The organism is Streptobacillus ratti (assembly GCF_001891165.1).
Taxonomy (GTDB): Bacteria; Fusobacteriota; Fusobacteriia; order Fusobacteriales; family Leptotrichiaceae; genus Streptobacillus; species Streptobacillus ratti.
Map to the genome: position 1 here is coordinate 18,441 of NZ_LKKW01000010.1, position 20,789 is coordinate 39,229.

Annotated in this window: 18 protein-coding genes; 1 reads left to right on the top strand and 17 read right to left on the bottom strand. The window is 26.9% G+C overall.

Annotated features, from left to right (window positions below):
* Window positions 1-152: 152 nt before the first annotated feature.
* The 17 genes from BT993_RS02845 to BT993_RS02925 form a co-directional block, all read right to left on the bottom strand.
* Window positions 153-2,804 carry a DEAD/DEAH box helicase family protein gene (locus tag BT993_RS02845; RefSeq protein ID WP_072593134.1) on the bottom strand — a complete coding sequence of 884 codons (2,652 nt, stop codon included), beginning with the start codon at window positions 2,802-2,804 and terminating at the stop codon, window positions 153-155.
* 2 nt (window positions 2,805-2,806) lie between these two features.
* On the bottom strand, window positions 2,807-4,429 hold the full coding sequence (locus tag BT993_RS07430; RefSeq protein ID WP_208600505.1) for a site-specific DNA-methyltransferase: 1,623 nt from the start codon (window positions 4,427-4,429) through the stop codon (window positions 2,807-2,809).
* A gap of 346 nt (window positions 4,430-4,775) precedes the next feature.
* Window positions 4,776-5,420, bottom strand: coding sequence for a pyroglutamyl-peptidase I (locus BT993_RS02855; protein ID WP_072593136.1), 645 nt, complete (start codon window positions 5,418-5,420; stop codon window positions 4,776-4,778).
* Window positions 5,421-5,423: 3 nt separating this feature from the next.
* Entirely contained in the window at window positions 5,424-6,470 is a 1,047-nt protein-coding gene (murG, locus tag BT993_RS02860) for an undecaprenyldiphospho-muramoylpentapeptide beta-N-acetylglucosaminyltransferase (RefSeq protein ID WP_072593137.1), read from the bottom strand.
* Window positions 6,463-7,581, bottom strand: coding sequence for an FtsW/RodA/SpoVE family cell cycle protein (locus BT993_RS02865; RefSeq protein ID WP_072593138.1), 1,119 nt, complete (start codon window positions 7,579-7,581; stop codon window positions 6,463-6,465). Before BT993_RS02865 ends, murG begins: the two co-directional genes overlap by 8 nt.
* Entirely contained in the window at window positions 7,574-8,947 is a 1,374-nt protein-coding gene (gene murD / locus BT993_RS02870; protein WP_083557366.1) for a UDP-N-acetylmuramoyl-L-alanine--D-glutamate ligase, read from the bottom strand. The genes BT993_RS02865 and murD overlap by 8 nt, the downstream gene beginning before the upstream one ends.
* A gap of 9 nt (window positions 8,948-8,956) precedes the next feature.
* Entirely contained in the window at window positions 8,957-10,045 is a 1,089-nt protein-coding gene (gene mraY / locus BT993_RS02875; protein ID WP_072593140.1) for a phospho-N-acetylmuramoyl-pentapeptide-transferase, read from the bottom strand.
* Window positions 10,045-11,265 carry a UDP-N-acetylmuramoyl-tripeptide--D-alanyl-D-alanine ligase gene (locus BT993_RS02880; protein WP_072593141.1) on the bottom strand — a complete coding sequence of 407 codons (1,221 nt, stop codon included), beginning with the start codon at window positions 11,263-11,265 and terminating at the stop codon, window positions 10,045-10,047. Before BT993_RS02880 ends, mraY begins: the two co-directional genes overlap by 1 nt.
* Before the next feature lie 65 nt (window positions 11,266-11,330).
* Complete coding sequence (locus BT993_RS02885) at window positions 11,331-13,214, bottom strand: ABC-F family ATP-binding cassette domain-containing protein (RefSeq protein ID WP_072593142.1); 1,884 nt, start codon at window positions 13,212-13,214, stop codon at window positions 11,331-11,333.
* Window positions 13,215-13,263: 49 nt separating this feature from the next.
* The gene (locus BT993_RS02890) at window positions 13,264-13,962 is read right to left on the bottom strand and encodes a GH25 family lysozyme (RefSeq protein WP_072593143.1); all 699 of its coding nucleotides are present in this window, start codon (window positions 13,960-13,962) and stop codon (window positions 13,264-13,266) included.
* 8 nt (window positions 13,963-13,970) lie between these two features.
* Window positions 13,971-15,239, bottom strand: a complete 1,269-nt coding sequence (serS, locus tag BT993_RS02895) for a serine--tRNA ligase (protein ID WP_072593144.1) — start codon at window positions 15,237-15,239, stop codon at window positions 13,971-13,973.
* Window positions 15,233-15,871: a hypothetical protein gene (locus tag BT993_RS02900; RefSeq protein ID WP_072593145.1), complete on the bottom strand. Its 639-nt coding sequence runs from the start codon at window positions 15,869-15,871 to the stop codon at window positions 15,233-15,235. The genes serS and BT993_RS02900 overlap by 7 nt, the downstream gene beginning before the upstream one ends.
* A 4-nt stretch (window positions 15,872-15,875) precedes the next feature.
* Window positions 15,876-16,766, bottom strand: a complete 891-nt coding sequence (gene whiA / locus BT993_RS02905) for a DNA-binding protein WhiA (protein WP_072593146.1) — start codon at window positions 16,764-16,766, stop codon at window positions 15,876-15,878.
* Between the two features lie 90 nt (window positions 16,767-16,856).
* Window positions 16,857-17,480, bottom strand: coding sequence for a hypothetical protein (locus BT993_RS02910; protein WP_083557367.1), 624 nt, complete (start codon window positions 17,478-17,480; stop codon window positions 16,857-16,859).
* Between the two features lie 15 nt (window positions 17,481-17,495).
* On the bottom strand, window positions 17,496-18,062 hold the full coding sequence (locus tag BT993_RS02915; RefSeq protein WP_072593147.1) for a hypothetical protein: 567 nt from the start codon (window positions 18,060-18,062) through the stop codon (window positions 17,496-17,498).
* A gap of 224 nt (window positions 18,063-18,286) precedes the next feature.
* Window positions 18,287-18,667, bottom strand: coding sequence for a hypothetical protein (locus BT993_RS02920; RefSeq protein WP_072593148.1), 381 nt, complete (start codon window positions 18,665-18,667; stop codon window positions 18,287-18,289).
* Between the two features lie 16 nt (window positions 18,668-18,683).
* Complete coding sequence (locus BT993_RS02925; protein WP_072593149.1) at window positions 18,684-18,938, bottom strand: hypothetical protein; 255 nt, start codon at window positions 18,936-18,938, stop codon at window positions 18,684-18,686.
* A gap of 569 nt (window positions 18,939-19,507) precedes the next feature.
* Here BT993_RS02925 and gap point away from each other — a divergent pair.
* A complete protein-coding gene (gene gap / locus BT993_RS02930; protein ID WP_072593150.1) occupies window positions 19,508-20,515 on the top strand; it encodes a type I glyceraldehyde-3-phosphate dehydrogenase in 1,008 nt (335 codons plus the stop codon).
* Window positions 20,516-20,789: the final 274 nt, after the last annotated feature.

Genomic DNA, 20,789 nt, shown 5'->3' on the forward strand with positions numbered 1-20,789 from the left:
CAAATTTTATAGAAAAAAGCAATAAAAAGTTAAATTTATCACACATTACATTTGTTTAGTTGTCAAACATATGTAACAAAATATTTTAGTTAAAGCATTTATACATCTTTTTACATTATTTATTAATTAAAATAATCTATTTTTAACCACAATTATTCCTCTACAAATCTAGTTGTTAACAAATTAAATGAAATACTTGATCTTATTTCTCCCGCTGGAATAAATAAATATTTCCAAGGTTTATAGTTATTTGCTTTTGACCATTCACTAGATATTTTACAGTATTGTATTGCTCTCTCTTTTTTTGCAATAACATCAGCATTTTCTAACTTATCCTCACCTTTAACCTCAACAAGATATATAGTATTTTCTGTTTCAACCACAAAGTCTGGTTCGTATCTCTTATTTCTATTATAGAATAAATTAAATTCACTTTTATGAGGTCTAAGCCAACGAATAACATCTATATCTTGCTCTAATAATCTTGCAAACTTAAGTTCTGGTAAACTATGGAATTTAGCTGAAGAGTGGACACCTTTTTCTATACCCGTAAATAAAGTATTTACAATTAATCCTTCAAAATTATCATATAAATTTTTCTTGTTTTTATAGTCATAAATAATTTGCATATTAGTCCGTGTAACATCTATTATCTTTTCATCAAATAACCCTCTAGAATAATAAAAATGTTCTTCTAAAAACATTTGTCTATGAATTTCATTTGCAATACTTCTTTTGTTCATCATTACAATATTTTTTAAACCCGACTCTTGATACAACGCTGTATAATGGTCTGTAAACTCATTTATCAATGTATAAAGAAGCTCAGAACATTTTGTATAATCAATTTCACTCTTCTTTTTTAGTTCTTTTAATATTTCTTTAGCAGGATTATCAATATCAAAGTCAATACTATCACCTTGTATTATTTCTCGTTCACTCTGATTAGATAAATTCTGTACAATCAATTTGTTTTCCACTGGAACATAGTTTAATCTAGAAAAATCTAAGCTAAAGTCTACAAATTTATATTCTTCTATTCCATCATCACTAATTTGAATTAGAGGAATAGGTATAAAACTTTCCATAGTTTTTAAAGTTACTTTTTCACTTTGATTGGACAACCACTTAGAGACAAAACTTTCATTTTCTTCATATATTTTAGCTAAATCTTTATCTTCTTTAATTGATTTTATCACGAATGTTTTGACTTTATTATGATCTAGTGTTTCTTTTCTTGTTTTTAATTCACTTATGCTATTTTCCATAGCCTCTCTCATTATTTCTCTAGTACGTTTGACAAACTCTTTATTTTCTTCTGTTTGAGGAATATCAATATTTTTAAGTTCCTCCTCTATTTCTTTTTCTTCAAACTTAAAATCTAAAGAGATTTGTGTCAGTTCTTGCTCCGTATTTTCTATTTCATCAATATAAATAACATTACCTGCATTGAATATAGAATCTCCTTTTTTAGCTTCATTAAGAATATCTTCAAACTTTCCATGTGCCGTTAGCATCACAGCATCAATATATTTCTCTCCCGTTCTTTCTCCAAAAGGAAGTCTAAGTCCACGACCTACCATTTGCTCACGAAGAATTTTAGAACTTGCTGTTCTCAGTGGAATAATTGTATATAGATTATTAACATCCCAACCCTCTTTAAGCATATCAACATGAATTACAATTTCTATTGGATTATCATATTTTTCAACATCTAGCAAAAGTTGTATGTTAGCATCTTTATTTGCTTTAGTTAGTTTAGTGTGAATAAGGAGTGTTTTTTCTTTATACTCTCCATTCTTACAAGCATCTGATTTTATATATTCAGCGACTTTCTCAGCATGTTCTGTATCTTTACATACAATCATTACAAAGGGTTTCACATTTCTTTTTTTATTATTCTTACTGTATAATTCTAATTCTTTTTTGATATTTTCATGGTTCTTCAAACCATCTAATATCATTACCTTGTCTAACTCTTCTTCACCAAAATTATAAAAATCAATATTTTGCTGTGTTAAGGCATACGGTGTTCTCGTGTAACCATCTTTAATCGATTCAGATAAAGGATACTCGTAAACAGCATTTTTAAATGGAACTTGTTTGCTACCATCATTATAAAATGGTGTCGCCGTTAATTCTAACCCTAATATCGGATTCAAATCATTTAAAGAACTAGAGCTTTTTTCAGCATGATAATGATGTGCTTCATCCATTATTAGAACTAAATCTTCTAATTTAGAAAGATATTCAAAAAATGAATCACCTAACATTTCATTTACTTTACGCATATTAGTTTTATCACTATTAAATTTAGAGATATTATAAATATAGATTTTTATATCCGTTTCAAATAAAAACATTGATTTTGTTCGATAATCATCATCTGTAATAATTTGTGGTGCATTACAAAAACATCCTAGTCCTTTAAACACATATTTTTCACTAGATGGATTACCAAAATCTTCTTTTAATTTATTAAAAATAGTTGTATTCGGAGCAACCACAAAGAAATTTTTAATATTCTTTTGAGTGTACAAATAAGTGATAAATGCTCCCATAAGTCTTGTTTTCCCAACACCTGTTGCAAGCACAAAAGACAGCGACATAAAATCACGCTCAAAATTTGTGCAAATAGGATATTTCTTTTGAACTTCAGCAAGTGCTACATCTAAGTCCATATTTTTCGTAGGTTTTATATGATTTAATATATTATCTAGTATTTCTAACGACTTTTTTTGTGGACTTCTAAGACTCATCACACCACTTATAAAGTCGGTATTGTACAAATCAAATTTTTCCATTTTTATTCCTCCTCTTCATATTGTGGTGGACAAATGATATTTAAATTGTAGTTTTCTTTTCCAAACTCACAATTTTCAAGTAATGTGTTAGGTATTTTTTTTATTTTTATATTTTTAAATAAATGCGTAGCTCTTTCTTCAAAAGATTGACAAGCAATTAATAAAAATTCTTTCTCTTCCATTGTTTCTTTTATTTTACTAACATAGGCTGAGTCTATATGATTTGTTGTAACAAATAAATATGAATTTTCAGAACCGTAAGACTGTTTCCAAAATATTTCACTTGATGGTTTATAATGATAACCCTCATGTAGAGCTACTGCTGCTGATAACATTTCTGGATTATAGTCAGGGTTTATAATCTCTTCATCAAAAAAATCTCTTGTTATAAGAGTTGGAGCTAGTTCATAAAAACGATATGCTCCTCCACCTTGCCAAACTGACTCACTCTTAATTTTAGTAACTTTGGTCATATTTTTTATACCACATAACAACTCTTTTGGAATAATTTCTGTTTCTTTACCTAGTTTATCCAATACCTTATTAAATATTTTAATATCGTTTACATCAAAATCTAGTTTTGCTAGTTCTGAATTTTCTAAAGCAAACACTTCTTTTTTGATAGAAATTCCTCCTTGATCACCATCAATCACTTTATCCATTCTTACTTTACAATGTGTATAAGCATGTTCTCCCATCTCTATCCCAATATAACGCCTATTCATTTTTTGAGCAACAGCACAAGTTGTCCCTGAACCTAAAAAGCTATCTAATACAAGGTCATTTTCATTTGTTGCTAAAGTTAATATTCTTTCAATTAACCTTTCTTGCTTAGGTGTATCAAACACTGAACCTAACTCCAAGGCTTTAATTTCTTTTTTCGCATCTTGCGTGTGTCCAACATCAGATAAATGCCACAGTGTCATTGCAACAACGCCGTCTTTTACTTCAGATAAAAATCTTTTTATAGATGGTACATTATTTCCCATTTCACCAAACCATATTCTATTATCTTCTACAAATTCTGCAAAACGCTCTTTTGATAATCTCCAACTATATCCACTTGGAGGCATAACTTTTCTACCACTCGGAGTCGTTATTTCATAGATATTTCTTTCTATAGCAGGACCTACTGACAAATCAGATGATTTCCAAACACCACGAGAATCATTGTCTGGATTAGAATACCTACTATTTGCTTCAGCACTTCTTGGCAATTTATTCAAACTAAAATCAGCTGTTTTATTTTTTGCATAGACAAGGATAGTGTCGTGAGATCTTGACAAGGTTTTCTTTAAATTAATTGGGGAATACGAACGTTGCCAAATGACTTCATCTACAAAGTTATTTCTTCCAAATAGTTCATCACATAAGACTTTTAAGTAATGTGATTCATCTGCATCAATACTTATCCATATACTACCATCATCACTAAGTAAATTTCTTAATATTTCAAGCCTAGGTTTCATAAGATTTAGCCAAGTACTATGTTCAAGATTATCATCATAATGTTCAAATGCACTACCCGTATTGTATGGTGGATCTATGTATATACATTTTATCTTTCCTGTATACTCTTTTTCTAAAGCTTTTAATACAAGCAAATTATCTCCGTGAATAATCATGTTTTCTGTATTAGAATCATTTTTGATATTGGATAATTCTGGATTTTCAATTAAAATTCTTGGTTCTACTTTGATTTTTTCTTCTTTGCCTATCCAAGTAAGTTCTAGTTTACTCATTGTTAATACTCCTTATTAAAAGATACAACCTTACCGATTGTTATATATGAAACTTTTATAATCTTATATAAAATTTAGATGCAATTTCATTGGTTTTCTCTATCTATATTTGTTGTTATAATATAAAAGTATTAGCTCCAATGTACATTTTAAAGGAGTCGAATTCGACCCCTTTAAAATTTGTATTATGAATAGTTTCAAATATATGTTAATGAAATATAATGCTTTTTTAAAATATTTCCCCCGCTACTACCTTTTCATCTTTTTCACAATTTGATATTGTTTCTATAGCTATAACTATTGCATTTAATATATATTTAATATCCATTGAAAAAATATTTCCTTTATCTTTTACTTGCTCATTCATATATGGAATATGTATAAATCCTGATTTAATGTTAAGATTTTCTTTTTCTATCATATATCTAATTCCATATAGTACATGATTACATACAAAAGTTCCTGCACTATTAGAAATTTTTACAGGATAGTCTAAATTTTCCAATTTTTGATATATACTTTTAATTGGTAATGTAGAAAAATATGCATTTTCTCCATCATTAAAAATCTTTTCATCTATAGGTTGATTGTCTTCATTATCCCTTATCCTATAATCATCAACATTAATTCCTATTCTTTCTATAGATATTCCTTTACTTCCACCAGCTTGACCTAAAGATAATACATATCTTGGTTTTTCTTTTATTATCTTTTCTTTAACTTTTTCCAAACTTCTATATCTTACAACAGGTAATAAAAGTTTAACTACTTCTAAATTACCTATTTTTTCTGGAATGTGATTTAAAACTTGCTCCGATACATTTATATCATCTTTTCCAAATGGTTCAAATGCTGTTATTAAAATTTTATCCATATATCAACCCTCAAGATGTTTAATAATATTATCAACGGCATTGCCTAAATTTATTTTAGAAATATTATCTTTCATATATTTAAGCTTATCCTCATTATTTACAAGTCTTATAGCCTCGTCTATAGCAATTTCAACTTCCTCATTACTATATATCTTAGCTGAATTTATAGCTTCTAATATTTCTGCATTTTCTTTTTGACCAACAAAATTATATGGTATAAGTATAGCTGGTTTTTCAAGTTCTATTAGTTCAGATATAGTTGATGCTCCAGCACGACATAAAAGTATATCTGATGCAGCCATAATATTATATGCCTCTTCAAAATATGGAACAACTATAGTGTTTTCATTTTCTTCTATCTTACTTGTAATGTCTTTATACAAATCTTTACCAGTTGCCCAATAAAATACAACTTTAGAATTTTTAATATCTTCAAATTTCTTAATTAAAGCATCATTAATATTTTTTGCTCCAAGAGAGCCACCCATTACAGCAATTACTTTAGCATCTTTATCTATGCCCATTTTTTCTCTAACTTCATCTTTAGAAATGTTATAAAATTCTGGTCTAATTGGATTTCCTGTTACAATAAATTTACTTTTATGAGAACTTTTAACATTTTTCAAAGTTTCTGAAAATGCTATAAATACTTTTTTAGCATAGGGATACATCCACTTATTTGCTTGTCCCATAGTTACATTCTGTTCTTGTAAAAATATATCAAGTTTTAATGTTTTTCCTGCAAGTAATGCAGGAAGAGATATATAGTTTCCAAAACCTATTACATAGTCAATTTTTTCATTTTTTAATATCTTTCTTGCATCATAAATACCTTTAAATAATTTAACTATTCCCATTATACTTCTAAGTGGCAGTATATCAAGCCCATAAAACTTATACCCTCTTGCTGGAACTATTTCTTTTTCCATTCTATGACATGTTCCCATAAATACTAATTCATGTCCTTGTTCTTTTAATTTCTCTGCAAGTGCCAGTGCTGGATAAATATGTCCTCCTGTTCCACCCGTAGTAATTAAAATTTTACTCATATATAACTCCTTCTTCTAATTTATCATTCATACTTAAAATTATACTTAAAACAAAACCAAGTCCAATACCCACAGTAAGCATTGATGAACCTCCTGCACTTAAAAATGGCAATGTTACTCCAGTTGATGGAAGTAAATTAACATTTATACCTATATGAAGAATAAATTGATTAGCTATCATAAATCCTACTCCATAAATTATCATTTTTTCATATACAGAATTAGCAAATTTTGCACTATAAAATATGAAATAAATTAATAATAGAAACAGGATAATTAAAACTATTCCCCCTATAAATCCCCATTCATCAACAAAACCAGCAAAAATATAGTCTGTTTGTACTTCTGGAAGATAAAAATTTCTTGATATCCCATTTCCATATCCAGAACCAAAAATTCCACCATTACTTATAGATTTCATAGAAAGAAGTGCATGTTCATTTTCAAGATTTAATCTTGATACTCTATATCCCTTTGAAAAAATTGCACCCACACCAAAAAATCCTAGACACATTACTGTAAATATTATCTTCTTATATGAAATAACCTCACTTATCCAATACATACAAAGGAATATTAACACAAATTGTACAGTGGCTGAAAAAGATCTTGAAAGTAATATTAATACTGCACAAAACATAGTATAAACGCCTGTATAAATATATATATTCAATCTCTCTTTTTTAATATAATATGCTCTTTCTATCATATATGCTAAAACTAGTATTAAAAAAAGTTTAGCAAATTCTGAAAACTGAATAGTAAATGAACCAATATTTATCCATCTTCTAGCTCCATTTACAGATTTTCCTGCAACTAAAGTATATACCAAACCAAAAACAATAAAGACCATAATAAACATAGTTAGCTTATTTAATTTATTTACATTTAAAAGTAATGGTATTAAAAACATAACTGCAAATGTCCCTAATAAATATGTCAAATGTTTACTAATTATCGATACATGACTTAAACCCAAAGTATTTTTTAAACTCTCAGGTGATGCCAAGCTAAGTAAATTAAGTATTCCTATAATATTTAATATTAAAATTAGTATGATTATAGTTGTCATTAATTGTTTTTTGCTATCTGTTTTAAAAAAATTATACATTATTTTCTCCTAAAATTTCTATAACTTTATTCTTAAAATATTTTCCTCTTTCTTCAAAATTTTTAAATTGGTCAAAACTTGAAGTAGCTGGAGAATAAAGTACTGTAATATCTTCTTCAAAATTTATATTATCTTTAATAGCTTTTATACAATCATCAACTGTTTCAAAAATTGCATATTTACTATATCCAACCTTTTTAAGTTCATTTTCTATTAAATATCTATTTTCTCCATATATATATGTAAATTTTATTTTTTTCCCTATTTCTCTACCTAATTCATATAAAGGGACTTTCTTATCTTCTCCACCACATATTAATATTACATCATTTTCATATGAGGCTATAGCCTTACTAGTTGAGGCTACATTAGTTCCTTTTGAATCATTTATAAATACTGTATTTGACTTTTGAAAAAAGTTCTCCATTCTATGTTCTATACTTTTTGTTTCTTTTAAAAAGTTTCTAATTACTTTATTAGGAACTCCACAAATTTTAGCTGTGGCAATTACAAACATCATATTTTCTAAATTATGTTCTCCCTTTAATGCAAGGTCTTTAACTGAAATTAATTTATCTGCACTTTGACTTAAACTAAATTTAGAATTATACATTTCATTTAAATCTTTCATAACATATATTTGACCGTCTTTAACAAATATACTACCCTTGTTATTAATACTAATATATACTCTTTTAGGGTTTTTATAATTCTCTAATTCCTTAGCTTTGTTATATAGGTTTAAGAAAATAGGGTCATCTACATTAACTATCATCTTATCTTTTTTATCTTGATTTGAAAAAATATTAAATTTAGTCATATAATAATCTTCAACATCCTTGTATCTTCCTAAATGGTCAGGTGTTAAATTAATTATTCCTGAAATATATGGTTTTATTTTAGGATTATTCTCAAGTTGATAGCTACTTAATTCAAGAACTATATAGTCAAGTTCCTTATTTTCTCTAACTATCTCTGCAAAAGATCTTCCAACATTTCCCCCTAATTCAACATTGAATCCTGATTTTTTAAGCATTTCATATGTTTTAGTACAAGTTGTTGTTTTTCCATTAGTACCTGTAAAGGCAATAATTTGTATATCCTTATTCATATATTCATATGCTATGTCTATTTCAGAATATATAGGCATATTCTTTGCCATAGCTTTTTTAACAAAGCTATTTTCAAAAGATATTCCTGGCGATTTAACTATATATTCTATTTCTTTATTTTCAATAATTTCTAATGCTTTATCGGTACTCATTTCTCCAACTTTATCATCAACTAGTAGAACTTCTTTTCCTTTTGATTCTAATAAATTTTTAGCTCCTATTCCACTAATACCTGCACCAAATACTATAATCATTTTTATCTCCTATCTTAACTTAAGTATCATTAAAGCTAATAATCCAGCAATAATTGTAATAATTAAAAACCTAATAGTTACCTTTGTCTCTGGCATACCTAATTTTTCAAAATGATGATGTATAGGTGCCATTTTAAATACTCTTTTTTTAAATTTTCTATATGATATTACTTGTATAATTACAGATAAAGCCTCAACGAAGAAAATTACTCCCATAATAGGTAAAAGTAATTCTTGTTTTAATAATATGAATATTGTACCTAATAATCCCCCTATAGTAAGTGAGCCTACATCTCCCATAAATACTTGTGCTGGGAAAAAGTTAAACCATAAAAATCCTAAACACCCTCCGATTATAGAGGCTAAAAATACTGCTATTTCTCCTGCTCCCATTACATAATAAATATTAATATATTCTGACCAGTTATAATGACCAACTGCATAAGCTATCAACATTAATATAGATGATACTACAACTATTTGGCTACTAACTAATCCATCTAAACCATCAGTTAAATTAACTGCATTTGATGTTCCAACTATTATAAAGAACATAAAGATGAAAAACATAATAGGCCCGACATATATGTATGATTTTTTTATTATAGGGTTAATTATTGAAAAATCTATAGTCTTATTTACTAAACCTAAATAATATATGAAAGCAAAAACAATTAAAGTCATTATAGTTTGAAATAAAAGTTTTTTCTTACTAGAAAGACCTTTTTTACTTTTAGTTAATTTTAAATAATCATCATATAGACCTATACTAGAAAACACTATAGTCATGAAAAATAGGAAAATAGTAAATTTATTAGTAAAATTCCCTGCAATTAAAGTAGAAAACAAAATAGAAGATATGATTAAAAGACCACCCATAGTAGGTGTACCTTGCTTAGAATAATGACTTTCAGGTCCATCTTCTCTTATAGTATCTCCAAACTTTTTGTATTTTAACCATTTAATAAATGAATTTCCAAATATTATCATAAAAAACAATGAAACACCAAAGGCAACACCCATTCTTATTGATATATATCTAAATACTCTTAAATATGTGTACTGGTCTATAAATAGACTTTGAATATAGTATAACATTAATTGTTTACCTCCATTATATCTTCCATTTTCATAGATCTTGATCCTTTTAATAATACAACTTTTTCTTTAGTTGTTTCTATATTATCTATAGCTCTTTTTATTTCCTCTTTACTCTCAAAATATTCAAATTTAAAAGAAATATCATCTAAACTACATAATTTTTCATAAAGATATCTCATTCTCTTTCCATAAAGGAATATACTATCAAACTTAGTTTCTTTTAATACTGTACTTAAATCTTCATGATATTTTTTCTCATCTTTCCCAAGTTCTAACATATCTCCTAAAGAAATTATTTTAAACTTTTCATTATATATCTTAGAAAATGTTTCAAGAGAAGCTTTCATAGATATAGGAGAGGCATTATACGCATCATTAATATATGTATATTTACCATTAACTATTTGAAATCTTCCACTTGTTAATTCTATATTTTCATAACATAAATCTACATATCCCATATACTTAAGTAAACTATCAACTATAGATACATTTAATAAATTATGTTCTCCTAAAAGATTAGTTTTAATATCTTTTTTAACTTCAACTTTTATTACATCTTCTAATTTAGAAAGAAATTCATCATTCCCATTAACTACAACTTTTTTTGATGTATGAGGTATAATTTCTGTTTTAGCTTTAAAAACATTTTCCATAGTTTCTAAATATTCTAAATGCGACTGTCCTATATTAGTTATTATTGAATAATCTGGTTTAGCTATATCTCCCAGTAAATCAATTTCTCCTAAATCAGACATTCCCATTTCAAGTAATAATATTTCATCACTATCATTTGCTGAAAGTATAGTAAATGGTAATCCTATATGGTTATTATAGTTCCCCTGTGTCTTATATACCCTTACTCCCTTATCTCTTAAAACAGAATGCAGTATATCTTTGACTGTTGTTTTACCATTTGAACCTGTAATACCAATAACTGTGAATTTATTTCTCTCCCTATATTTTCTAGCAAATTCTTGCATAAATTTAATACTATCTTTCACATAATGTCCATTATTTAATCTTATTTCTTTTTTATCATAAATCACAAAAGCTCCCATATTTTCTGCTTCTTTTGCATAGTCATTACCTTTATTAATAGCAAAAAACACACTATTTGGGGTTGCTTCTTTAGAATTCATACTAACTTTAAAATCTTCTTTTAAAGAGGGTATTTTTCTTCCTATTAATTCTTCTAATACATTTAATTTATTCATATTTAATCAAGGAATTTCCCTTTCTTTTATTATACTTTAATTATACCAAAAAAAAATAATAAAAACTACTCTAATTCACTCCATAATAATATTAATTCATCTTCCATTTTTTTCATGTCATCTATTTCTTTTTGTATGTTAAGCATTTTTTCTAAATCATTAATTTTTCCTGCTAAAATCATTTCTTCATCTAAGCTCTTAAGTTTTTTAGAAACTTCTTCTAAATCTTTTTCAACTTTTTCTAAATCTTTCTTTCTTTTAATTTCAGCTTTTTGTTTAGCCTTTCTTTCTTCATAACTAAGTTTTTCCTCAGTTTTATCTACTACTTCTTTTTTTACCTTAATACTTTCTTTATACTCTCCATAATTACCTTTAAATTCTTCTAAACCATTTTCAGATAAAAAATATATCTTGTTACACACAGAATCTAAAAAATGTCTGTTATGAGAAATTAAAAGCATCGTTCCCTCATAATCTATTAAAGCATTTTCTAAAACTTCTATAGAATATATATCCAAATGGTTAGTTGGTTCATCAAGTATTAATAAATTAGCTTTTTCTTCTATTAATTTAAGTAAAGAAACCCTAACTTTTTCTCCTCCTGATAATGATGAAATCTGTTTTAACACATCATCACTTGTAAATAGAAAAGAGGCTGCCTTACTTCTTAAATACTCTTCAGTACATAAAAGAGAATTATTAATTTCTTGTAAAATATTATTATTTGGATAAAGATTTTGATGATCTTGATCATAATATCCAATATGTACCCTTTCCCCTATCTTAAAATCTCCACTATCTTGTTTTAACTTATCCATTAATATTTTTAAAAGTGTTGATTTACCTATTCCATTTTTACCTATTATTCCTACTTTATCTCCTTTGTATAAATCAAAACTTACATTATTTAAAACTTTCTTATCATCAAAACTCTTACATATCTTATTTACACTTAATACCCTATCTGCTGATTCTGATTTCATTTCAAATTTTAATTTCATTCTATTTGGATTAAATACAGGATTTTCCATTCTTTCCATTCTATCAAGTATTGTCTGTCTTCCTCTTGCTTGTTTTGCCTTTATCCCCGCCTTATATCTACTTATATATTCTTCTATTTTTCTTATCTTTTCACTTTCTTTTTCAAATCTTTTTATTTCCCCTTTTATATACAATTCTTTTTGTATTACAAAATCTGAAAAATTCCCGTTATATTCATAAATTTTCTTATTCTCTATCTCCATTATCTTATTACATACCTCATCTAAAAATATTCTATCATGAGATATTAACAAGAATGCTTTAGTATATTTTTTTAAATAATCTTCAAGCCACTCTATAGAAACTATGTCCAAATGGTTAGTTGGCTCATCAAGTATTAATAAATCTGGTTCTTGAAGTAACAATTTAGCAAGTGTAACCCTAGTTTTTTCTCCACCTGAAAGTGAAGATATATTAATATCTTTAAAATTATTTAATTCAAGTCCTTGCATAACCTGTTTAATTTTAAATTCTATTTCATATCCACCAGTAGCCTCATATTCATGTTGTAACTTTTCATAATCTTCTAACAATTTTTCTACATCTTCTGATACTGCCATTAAAGTATTAAGTCTATTAATCTTAAAAAGCAATTCTTTTTGCCTATAATACACCTCAAGTAATTCCTCATAAACTGTATTTTTATCAGATGAGAATGTATGGTTTTGAGAAAGATAACCTACTCTAATATTAGGATTAAGAAAAACATTACCTTTTTCATTAACATTTTCTTCCATGCCGTCATGATTTTCTTTTCCTAGAAGTATTTTAATTAATGATGATTTACCTACACCATTTAATCCTATTAAACCAATTTTATCAGTGTTATTAATACTAAAATTAATGTCTTTTAATATATATTCTCCATTGTATTGTTTCCATACATTATTAAATTGTACTAAATTCATCATTTCCCCTTACATGAAAAATAGTCCCATGAAATTTCATTGAACTATCTTATTTTATTCTATTTTGATTTATAAATTCATCAATATTTGAACCTTTAAAAGCATTTCTATCAGTAAATCCAGATATACCCCTAACTCTTCCTCTATTAGAGTATTGCCAAAAATCCCATCTTTCCTGACTTGGATACCACTTAATATTCCTAATCCATATAGGGTTATCTAAAAATTCATTTTCTATATATGCCTTATATGTATGTCTAGTAACATATATTATAGCTCTTTTCCTATAATGTCTTTCTAATATATCTATTAAATCCTTTAGCTCCTTATTTACTATCTCCTTTGGATACTTAGTTGGTATTTCTAAATCAATTATAGGGGGAAAAGCCTTTTCAACTACAGGTACCTTGGAAATATAGAACTTAGCTTGTTCTTCTCCCTTTGATAACATTGAAAAGAAATGATATGCTCCTACTCTAAATCCTGTAAGTTGTGCCTTATTCCAGTTATAGAAAAAATCTCTGTCTAAGTGATCTTTCCCCTCTGTTGCTTTCATAAATACAAATTTATAGCTTTTATCTATTTGATACCAATTAAGTCTTACCTTATGATGTGATATATCTATACCGTGTATATCATATTTCACTGACAAAATATGATTATGATAAAGATAACCTGAAAGTTCCAAATACCAAGCTAATACTCCTAGCATGACTAAAAGTATTAGCATTTTTATTATTCTTCTCATATTTCCTCTTATCTTATTTCTGTTTTACCACCCATATATGGAATTAATACTTCTGGAATTAAAATACTTCCGTCCTCTTGTTGATAATTTTCTATTATTGCAAGTAAAGTTCTTCCTACAGCAAGTCCTGAACCATTTAATGTATGTGCAAAATAGCTCTTTTTATCCTCTGCTCTAAATTTAATCATAGCACGTCTTGCTTGGAAATCTTCAGTATTTGAACAGCTTGATATTTCCCTATATTTATTTTGAGATGGAACCCACACCTCTAAATCATATGTTTTTGTTGCTGAAAATCCCATATCTCCTGTACATAAAGCAAGCACTCTATAAGGCAAGCCTAATTTTTGTAATATCTTTTCTGCACAATTTGTCATATGTTCTAATTCTTCATAAGATTTATCTGGGTGAACTATTTTAACCATTTCAACCTTATTAAATTGATGTTGTCTAATTAGTCCTTTTAAATCTCTTCCACCACTACCTGCTTCTTGACGGAAACAAGCTGTAAATCCACAAAAATATTTAGGTAATTCTTCCTCTTTAAGTATTTCTCCTGCATACATATTTGTTAAAGTTACCTCAGCAGTAGGTATAAGGTAAAGATCTTGTCCTTTTATCTTATACATATCTTCTTCAAACTTAGGTAGTTGTCCTGTACCTATCATAATATCTCTTTTAGCAAGTTGAGGTGTTAAAATTTCTGTAAATCCATGTTCTTCAGTATGTGTGTCTAACATGAAATTAATTAATGCTCTTTCAAGTCTTGCTCCCATACCTTTGTACACTGTAAATCTTGAACCTGAAAGTTTTGCTCCTCTTTCAAAATCAAGTATATCTAAATTTACACCTAATTCATCATGTGATTTAATCTCAAAATTAAATTGTGTTGGTTCTCCCCATTTTCTAATCTCAACATTATCATCTTCACTTTCTCCAACAGGAGTAGAACTATGTGGTACATTAGGTATAGTTAAAAGCATATTCTTTTGTTTTTCTTCTATTTCTAAAACTTCTACATCTAATTCCTTAATCTTATTAGAAACCTTAGCCATATTTTCTTTAAGTTCTGTTGAATCTATACCCTCTCTTGCATTTTTACCTATTACTGCTGAAACATCATTTCTTTCCTTTTTAAGTGTTTCAACTTTAGTTAATAATTCTCTTCTTTTAATATCTAACTCAATTAATTCATCTAAATTATATTCACTATTTCTATTTTTTAATCCTTGCTTTACAAGTTCTACATTTTCTCTTATAAATTTCATTTCTAACATTGTTTTTCCTCCAAGAATTTAAGTATCGTTGCGTTATTTTCACTCATTTCATTAACATTAATTTCTATTTTTTCATTAAATTTAACTTCAAATATATATGAATAAAGCTTATCAACTGCTTTTTTATTACCATATCCCTCTTTAGATTTACATATATATCCTATTAAATTTCTTAAAAAAGGAATGCTAATCCCTATATCTTCAAATATTTTTTCAAAAAGATAAACTTTAATCAACCTATTTTCATCATCTGATAATTTGGCATTAATATAAAGAATGTCAAAAAACGCTTTATTATCTCTTCTAATTAATTCATTTGCAAGACTTAAGGAATGAACTTCATCTCTATTAAATATTGCTCTAAAAAAGCTTTCCTTTAATCTTCCTAAATCTATACTTGAATGTCTTTTTATCTTTTTCTCTTTTCTTAAATAAATGTCTTCTAAATTAAACACTTCATCTACATAAGTAAATCCTTTAAAATACATGTATCCATATTCTAAAATATAGGATGGTTCTTTAATTAATATATTAGATTCCATATCTATTTTAAAATACTTTGCTTTTTCATTAAAATTTTTAAAATCATTTAAAAACTCATCAAATTCATTATAGCTCTTTAATTTACCCATAATTTTATCCTTTTAATTCTAAATATATTTCTTCTAGTCTCCTAAATCTATTTCTTATTCCAGATTTAGATATTTTTAATTTATCAGCTAATTCTTGAAATGAATCTTCATCATACATTAATCTTAATTTAGATAATTCTGACAAAGCCTTAGTTAAATTATCTAAGCCTATTTTTTCATCAATATATTCTATCATATCTATTTGTTTAATAGAAGCTGACATTTTTTTAGTTTCATTTGCAAGTTCGTAATTCATATTTCTATTTATCTTATTATTCAATTCCTTTTGAACAGTAACATCTTCATATTCAAAGAATACTTGAAGTCCACCTATCATATGTATAATATCTAAAATATCTTCTGAATTTCTAATATATACAATATTTTTATTCTTTTTTTCTGTTTGAAATACTTTTTTATTAATATGTTTTAATAACATATATAGGAACGTTGACGCATCTTCTGTGTCTATAAAAAAATCAAGTGTGTAACCTTTACTTGGATCTTTAATATATCCTGAATTAAGAAAATATCCTCTTAATATACCTGATACATTTTTATTATCAGAATATTTTTTAAAAGAAAATAGTTCCTTTAAAAATGCTCCATAATTTTCTTCTATATCTATAATATTAGTTATACTTATTGTGTAAACTCTTGGCTTAGAAAATCTTTTAGCTGTAATATATCTAAGTTGTGGAACAAGTTCTGTTACCTTAAGTATATTATTATACACTCTTTGAGCTAATTTTAAATTTTCTGTACTAAATTCTATCCCACTATTTTTTATACAGTTTTTAGATAGAAATAGTCCAAAAAGTTCTGCCATAATATCATTTTTATCTATATTTTTTTTATCTAAAATTTCATCTTTTAACTTTGAAGAATATGACATAATTTCTCCTATTTAACTTTTTTTAGATTATACCATAATAAAAGCTTGTAGGCAAATAAAAAGGCAGTATTTTTCATTACTGCCCTATCATTAAAATGTATATCCTGACTCTATTCCTACTACCCCTTTTGTACTACCTGTATAAACTGCTATATTATAGCTATCTTTTAATTTAACACCTAATGATAGTTTTCCTAAAGATTTTAATACATGTTTTTCATATTTCCACTCTTTTGCTTTAACTTCAAATATTACACCTTTTCCCATTTCTAAACCAGCATATACTTTAACATTTTCTTTTATTCTGTAATTAAGATTAACTTCTCCACCTAAAATTATACCTGGTATAAATAATGTATCACCATTACCTGATGATCCATTAATTTTTGACCCTAAAATTGTTGTAATTTTTGGTCCAAAGGTAATATCAATATTTTTACTAGCCTCAATTTTCCATTCAGGTAAAAATGAAATAGCTCCAGAAACAAATTTAAGTCCATAACCATGTTTATCCATAGCTCCTAAAGAAAGCTCAACCCTATATCTAGGTCCCATTACTTTATTTGAACTAGATGTGTTATATATTCCTGTATTTCTTTTTTTATTAGAGTCTGTAACAGAAATCTTTTTAATTTCTTGTTTTTTATTATTTGTTTTTGCTGAAAATGAAAATAACCCAACAAATAACATTATTGATAACAGTAATTTCTTCATATATTTTCCTTTCTATTAAAAAGTATAACCTAATTCTACTCCTAGCAATGCTTTAATATCTCCAGTATAAATAGACATATTGTATCTATCTTTTAATTTAATACCAAATGCAATTTTACTTATACTAGCAAATTCTAAAGTAGGCTTATTATCTGAACTTGAGCCACCACTTGAACTCATTGGAGACGCACTTGTATTTTTGATGAATTTTTGAAATCCTATTCCTGTTCCTGCTTCTAATCCTAAATATATTTTAACATTATTTTTTACTCTATAATTAAAATCTACTTCTCCACCAATTAATACATTAGACCATATTGCTGGTGAATTTCCATGATCTATAAAATTTACATTTATTGTAGCTTTTGGACCAAAAGTAATGTCAAATTTTTCGCTAACTTGTTTTTTCCATTCAGGTAATACTGAAATAGATCCTGAAAAGAACTTGCTCTTTGCTGCTATTTTATCATTAACAAAACCAAAAGATCCCTCAAGTCTGTATCTTGGTCCAGTAATATCAGCAGAAAAAGAAATTAATCCTCCACCCACAAAAAATAACACTGATAGTAATAATTTTTTCATTATTATTCCTTTCCATTAAAAAGTATATTTTGTTTCAATTATAGCTCTATCACTATTACAAAAAGCTATTATTTACAAATATCAAAAGTATTAATAAGCTTTTTCCCTCTAAACTCTCTTTTTACTAAATTTCCGATAGAATTATACTATATATTTTTAAGAAAATCAATTATGAAAAAAAATCACATGCTCAACCAAAGCATGTGATAAATTAATTTATTTATTTAAAATTTTATTTCGTTTACATATTCTCCGTTTACATATAGGTCATACATAGCTCCTGTAGCTCCATCAACTATCCATCCCAAGAATCCTGGAACAAATATATTACCTACTATAAATGCACCTACATTTACTTTTGGTTCAATTAGGTATTCTTTTCCACCTGATTTTACTGTATAATGAGCTCCTGTAAAGAATCCATCTCCTTTTTCTAAGTAAACTTTTAACTCTCCAGTTCCCTCTTTTACAACTTTACCATATTTGTTTATTACTTGTATTTTTTCATCTGATGTAATTTTGTAATTTTGACCTTTACCATTAACTACAGTCGAACAACTAGTAAAAACAAATGTTGCTAACGCACATAATAAAAATTTTTTCATATCATATCCTCCTAATTTAAAATGTATACCCTGTTTCTATTCCAAATACACCTACTCCATTTTCTATAAGTGTTCCGTTATAATAAAATGCAATGTTATACTTATCTTTCAATTTAAATCCTAATACAACCTTAGCTATAGCTGTCATTTCTGCTTCTACTCTTGTACCATTTGATGTAGCATTAGGTTTATGTATTATTTTAGGTCCTGTTAAATTCGCTGTAAAAGATGTTAGTCCTATTAATAACAATGTTGAAAATATTTTTCTCATTTTTCTCCCTATTTTTTAATATATTTGATTATACCTCATTTTAGTAATTATGTCAATTGTAGAAATTTGTATTTAAACCCTCTAAAATTAAGGTAATTTCAAGTTCTATAACATTCAATTTTTTTACATAAATATCAAAGTGTTTAAGTGTTGATTTTTATTAATTTTAGGTGTATACTCAAACTATATTATCATATACATATATATGATGTTAAACCAATTTTATGTAATAACAAAATACAATTTTATCTCACAAATAGATTATTCTTCGGAATAATCTATTTTTATATTTTAAATAATAAGGCATGTATTTTGTCTTTATTTCAACTTTATGGGAAAATATCATTAATTAAGAATAAAATCACTCTTATATATCAATACTATTAATAGTATTTTTTCATTTTTTATCCTTGTATAAATTTAGTTTAATCCCTATACTTTATTTGATTATAACTATCAATTATCGCTGATTTTATTTGACATTCTTAACACTTTTCGCCTATCTTGCATTGAAAAAAATAATGTGATATAATTAGTTGTAAATTAAAATTATTTAGGAGGTACTTTACATGGCAGTAAAAGTTGCGATTAATGGATTTGGAAGAATAGGAAGATTAGCATTAAGATTAATGATTAACGATCCTAACTTCGACGTAGTTGCTGTAAACGATTTATCAGACGCTAAAACTTTAGCACACTTATTTAAATACGATTCAGCTCAAGGAAGATTTGATGGAACAGTAGAAGTTAAAGAGGGAGCATTCATAGTTAATGGTAAAGAAGTTAAATCTTTTGCAGATGCAGATCCTAAAAACTTACCATGGGGAGAATTAGGTGTAGATGTAGTATTAGAATGTACTGGATTCTTCACTAAAAAAGAAAAAGCAGAAGCTCATATAGAAGCTGGAGCTAAAAAAGTTGTTATTTCAGCACCTGGACAAGGAGATTTAAAAACAGTTGTATTCAACGTAAACCACAATATTTTAGATGGTTCAGAAACTGTAGTATCAGCAGCTTCTTGTACAACTAACTGTTTAGCACCTATGGCTAAAGTGTTAAATGATAAATTCGGAATAGTTGCAGGAACAATGACAACTATACATGCTTACACAGGAGATCAAAACACATTAGATGCACCTCACAGAAAAGGTGATTTAAGAAGAGCTAGAGCAGCAGCAGAAAATATAGTTCCTAACTCAACAGGAGCAGCAAAAGCAATAGGATTAGTTATACCTGAATTATCTGGTAAATTAGATGGTGGAGCACAAAGAGTTCCAGTACCTACAGGATCATTAACAGAACTTGTTTCTATTTTAGAAAAATCAGTTACTGCAGCTGAAATTAATGCAGCTATGAAAGAAGCAGCTAACGAATCATTTGGATATACTGAAGAAGAATTAGTATCATCTGATATAATTGGAATTAAATTTGGATCATTATTTGATGCAACTCAAACTAAAGTTGTTACAGTTGGAGATAAACAAATCGTTAAAACAGTATCTTGGTATGATAACGAAATGTCATATACTGCACAATTAATTAGAACTTTAGATTACATCGTAAATTTATCTAAATAATTACATAGATTAAAAGAATCAGAAAAATTTCTGATTCTTTTTTTATATCCTAAATTCCAAAAGTAAATGTCCAAAAAAGTAATTGAAAAAAAATAGGATATACAGTACAATCATAAATGACCAAATCTATTGAAAGGAACTGTATACCCATGACTAATAATAACACATTTTTTAAAATTAATAAAGAAGAAAAATTTAAACATCTTACTAAAGTTGACCGTGGTATCATTTACCATATCCTTAAAGATAATAATATTAAAGAATTAACTAAATA

Bases quoted from the DNA above. Each gene is read 5' to 3' on its own strand.
- BT993_RS02845 (WP_072593134.1), bottom strand. From the start codon at position 2,804: ATGGAAAAATTTGATTTGTACAATACCGACTTTATAAGTGGTGTGATG.
- BT993_RS07430 (WP_208600505.1), bottom strand. From the start codon at position 4,429: ATGATTATTCACGGAGATAATTTGCTTGTATTAAAAGCTTTAGAAAAA.
- BT993_RS02855 (WP_072593136.1), bottom strand. From the start codon at position 5,420: ATGGATAAAATTTTAATAACAGCATTTGAACCATTTGGAAAAGATGAT.
- murG (WP_072593137.1), bottom strand. From the start codon at position 6,470: ATGAGTAAAATTTTAATTACTACGGGTGGAACAGGAGGACATATTTAT.
- BT993_RS02865 (WP_072593138.1), bottom strand. From the start codon at position 7,581: ATGTATAATTTTTTTAAAACAGATAGCAAAAAACAATTAATGACAACT.
- murD (WP_083557366.1), bottom strand. From the start codon at position 8,947: ATGATTATAGTATTTGGTGCAGGTATTAGTGGAATAGGAGCTAAAAAT.
- mraY (WP_072593140.1), bottom strand. From the start codon at position 10,045: ATGTTATACTATATTCAAAGTCTATTTATAGACCAGTACACATATTTA.
- BT993_RS02880 (WP_072593141.1), bottom strand. From the start codon at position 11,265: ATGAATAAATTAAATGTATTAGAAGAATTAATAGGAAGAAAAATACCC.
- BT993_RS02885 (WP_072593142.1), bottom strand. From the start codon at position 13,214: ATGAATTTAGTACAATTTAATAATGTATGGAAACAATACAATGGAGAA.
- BT993_RS02890 (WP_072593143.1), bottom strand. From the start codon at position 13,962: ATGAGAAGAATAATAAAAATGCTAATACTTTTAGTCATGCTAGGAGTA.
- serS (WP_072593144.1), bottom strand. From the start codon at position 15,239: ATGTTAGAAATGAAATTTATAAGAGAAAATGTAGAACTTGTAAAGCAA.
- BT993_RS02900 (WP_072593145.1), bottom strand. From the start codon at position 15,871: ATGGGTAAATTAAAGAGCTATAATGAATTTGATGAGTTTTTAAATGAT.
- whiA (WP_072593146.1), bottom strand. From the start codon at position 16,766: ATGTCATATTCTTCAAAGTTAAAAGATGAAATTTTAGATAAAAAAAAT.
- BT993_RS02910 (WP_083557367.1), bottom strand. From the start codon at position 17,480: ATGAAGAAATTACTGTTATCAATAATGTTATTTGTTGGGTTATTTTCA.
- BT993_RS02915 (WP_072593147.1), bottom strand. From the start codon at position 18,062: ATGAAAAAATTATTACTATCAGTGTTATTTTTTGTGGGTGGAGGATTA.
- BT993_RS02920 (WP_072593148.1), bottom strand. From the start codon at position 18,667: ATGAAAAAATTTTTATTATGTGCGTTAGCAACATTTGTTTTTACTAGT.
- BT993_RS02925 (WP_072593149.1), bottom strand. From the start codon at position 18,938: ATGAGAAAAATATTTTCAACATTGTTATTAATAGGACTAACATCTTTT.
- gap (WP_072593150.1), top strand. From the start codon at position 19,508: ATGGCAGTAAAAGTTGCGATTAATGGATTTGGAAGAATAGGAAGATTA.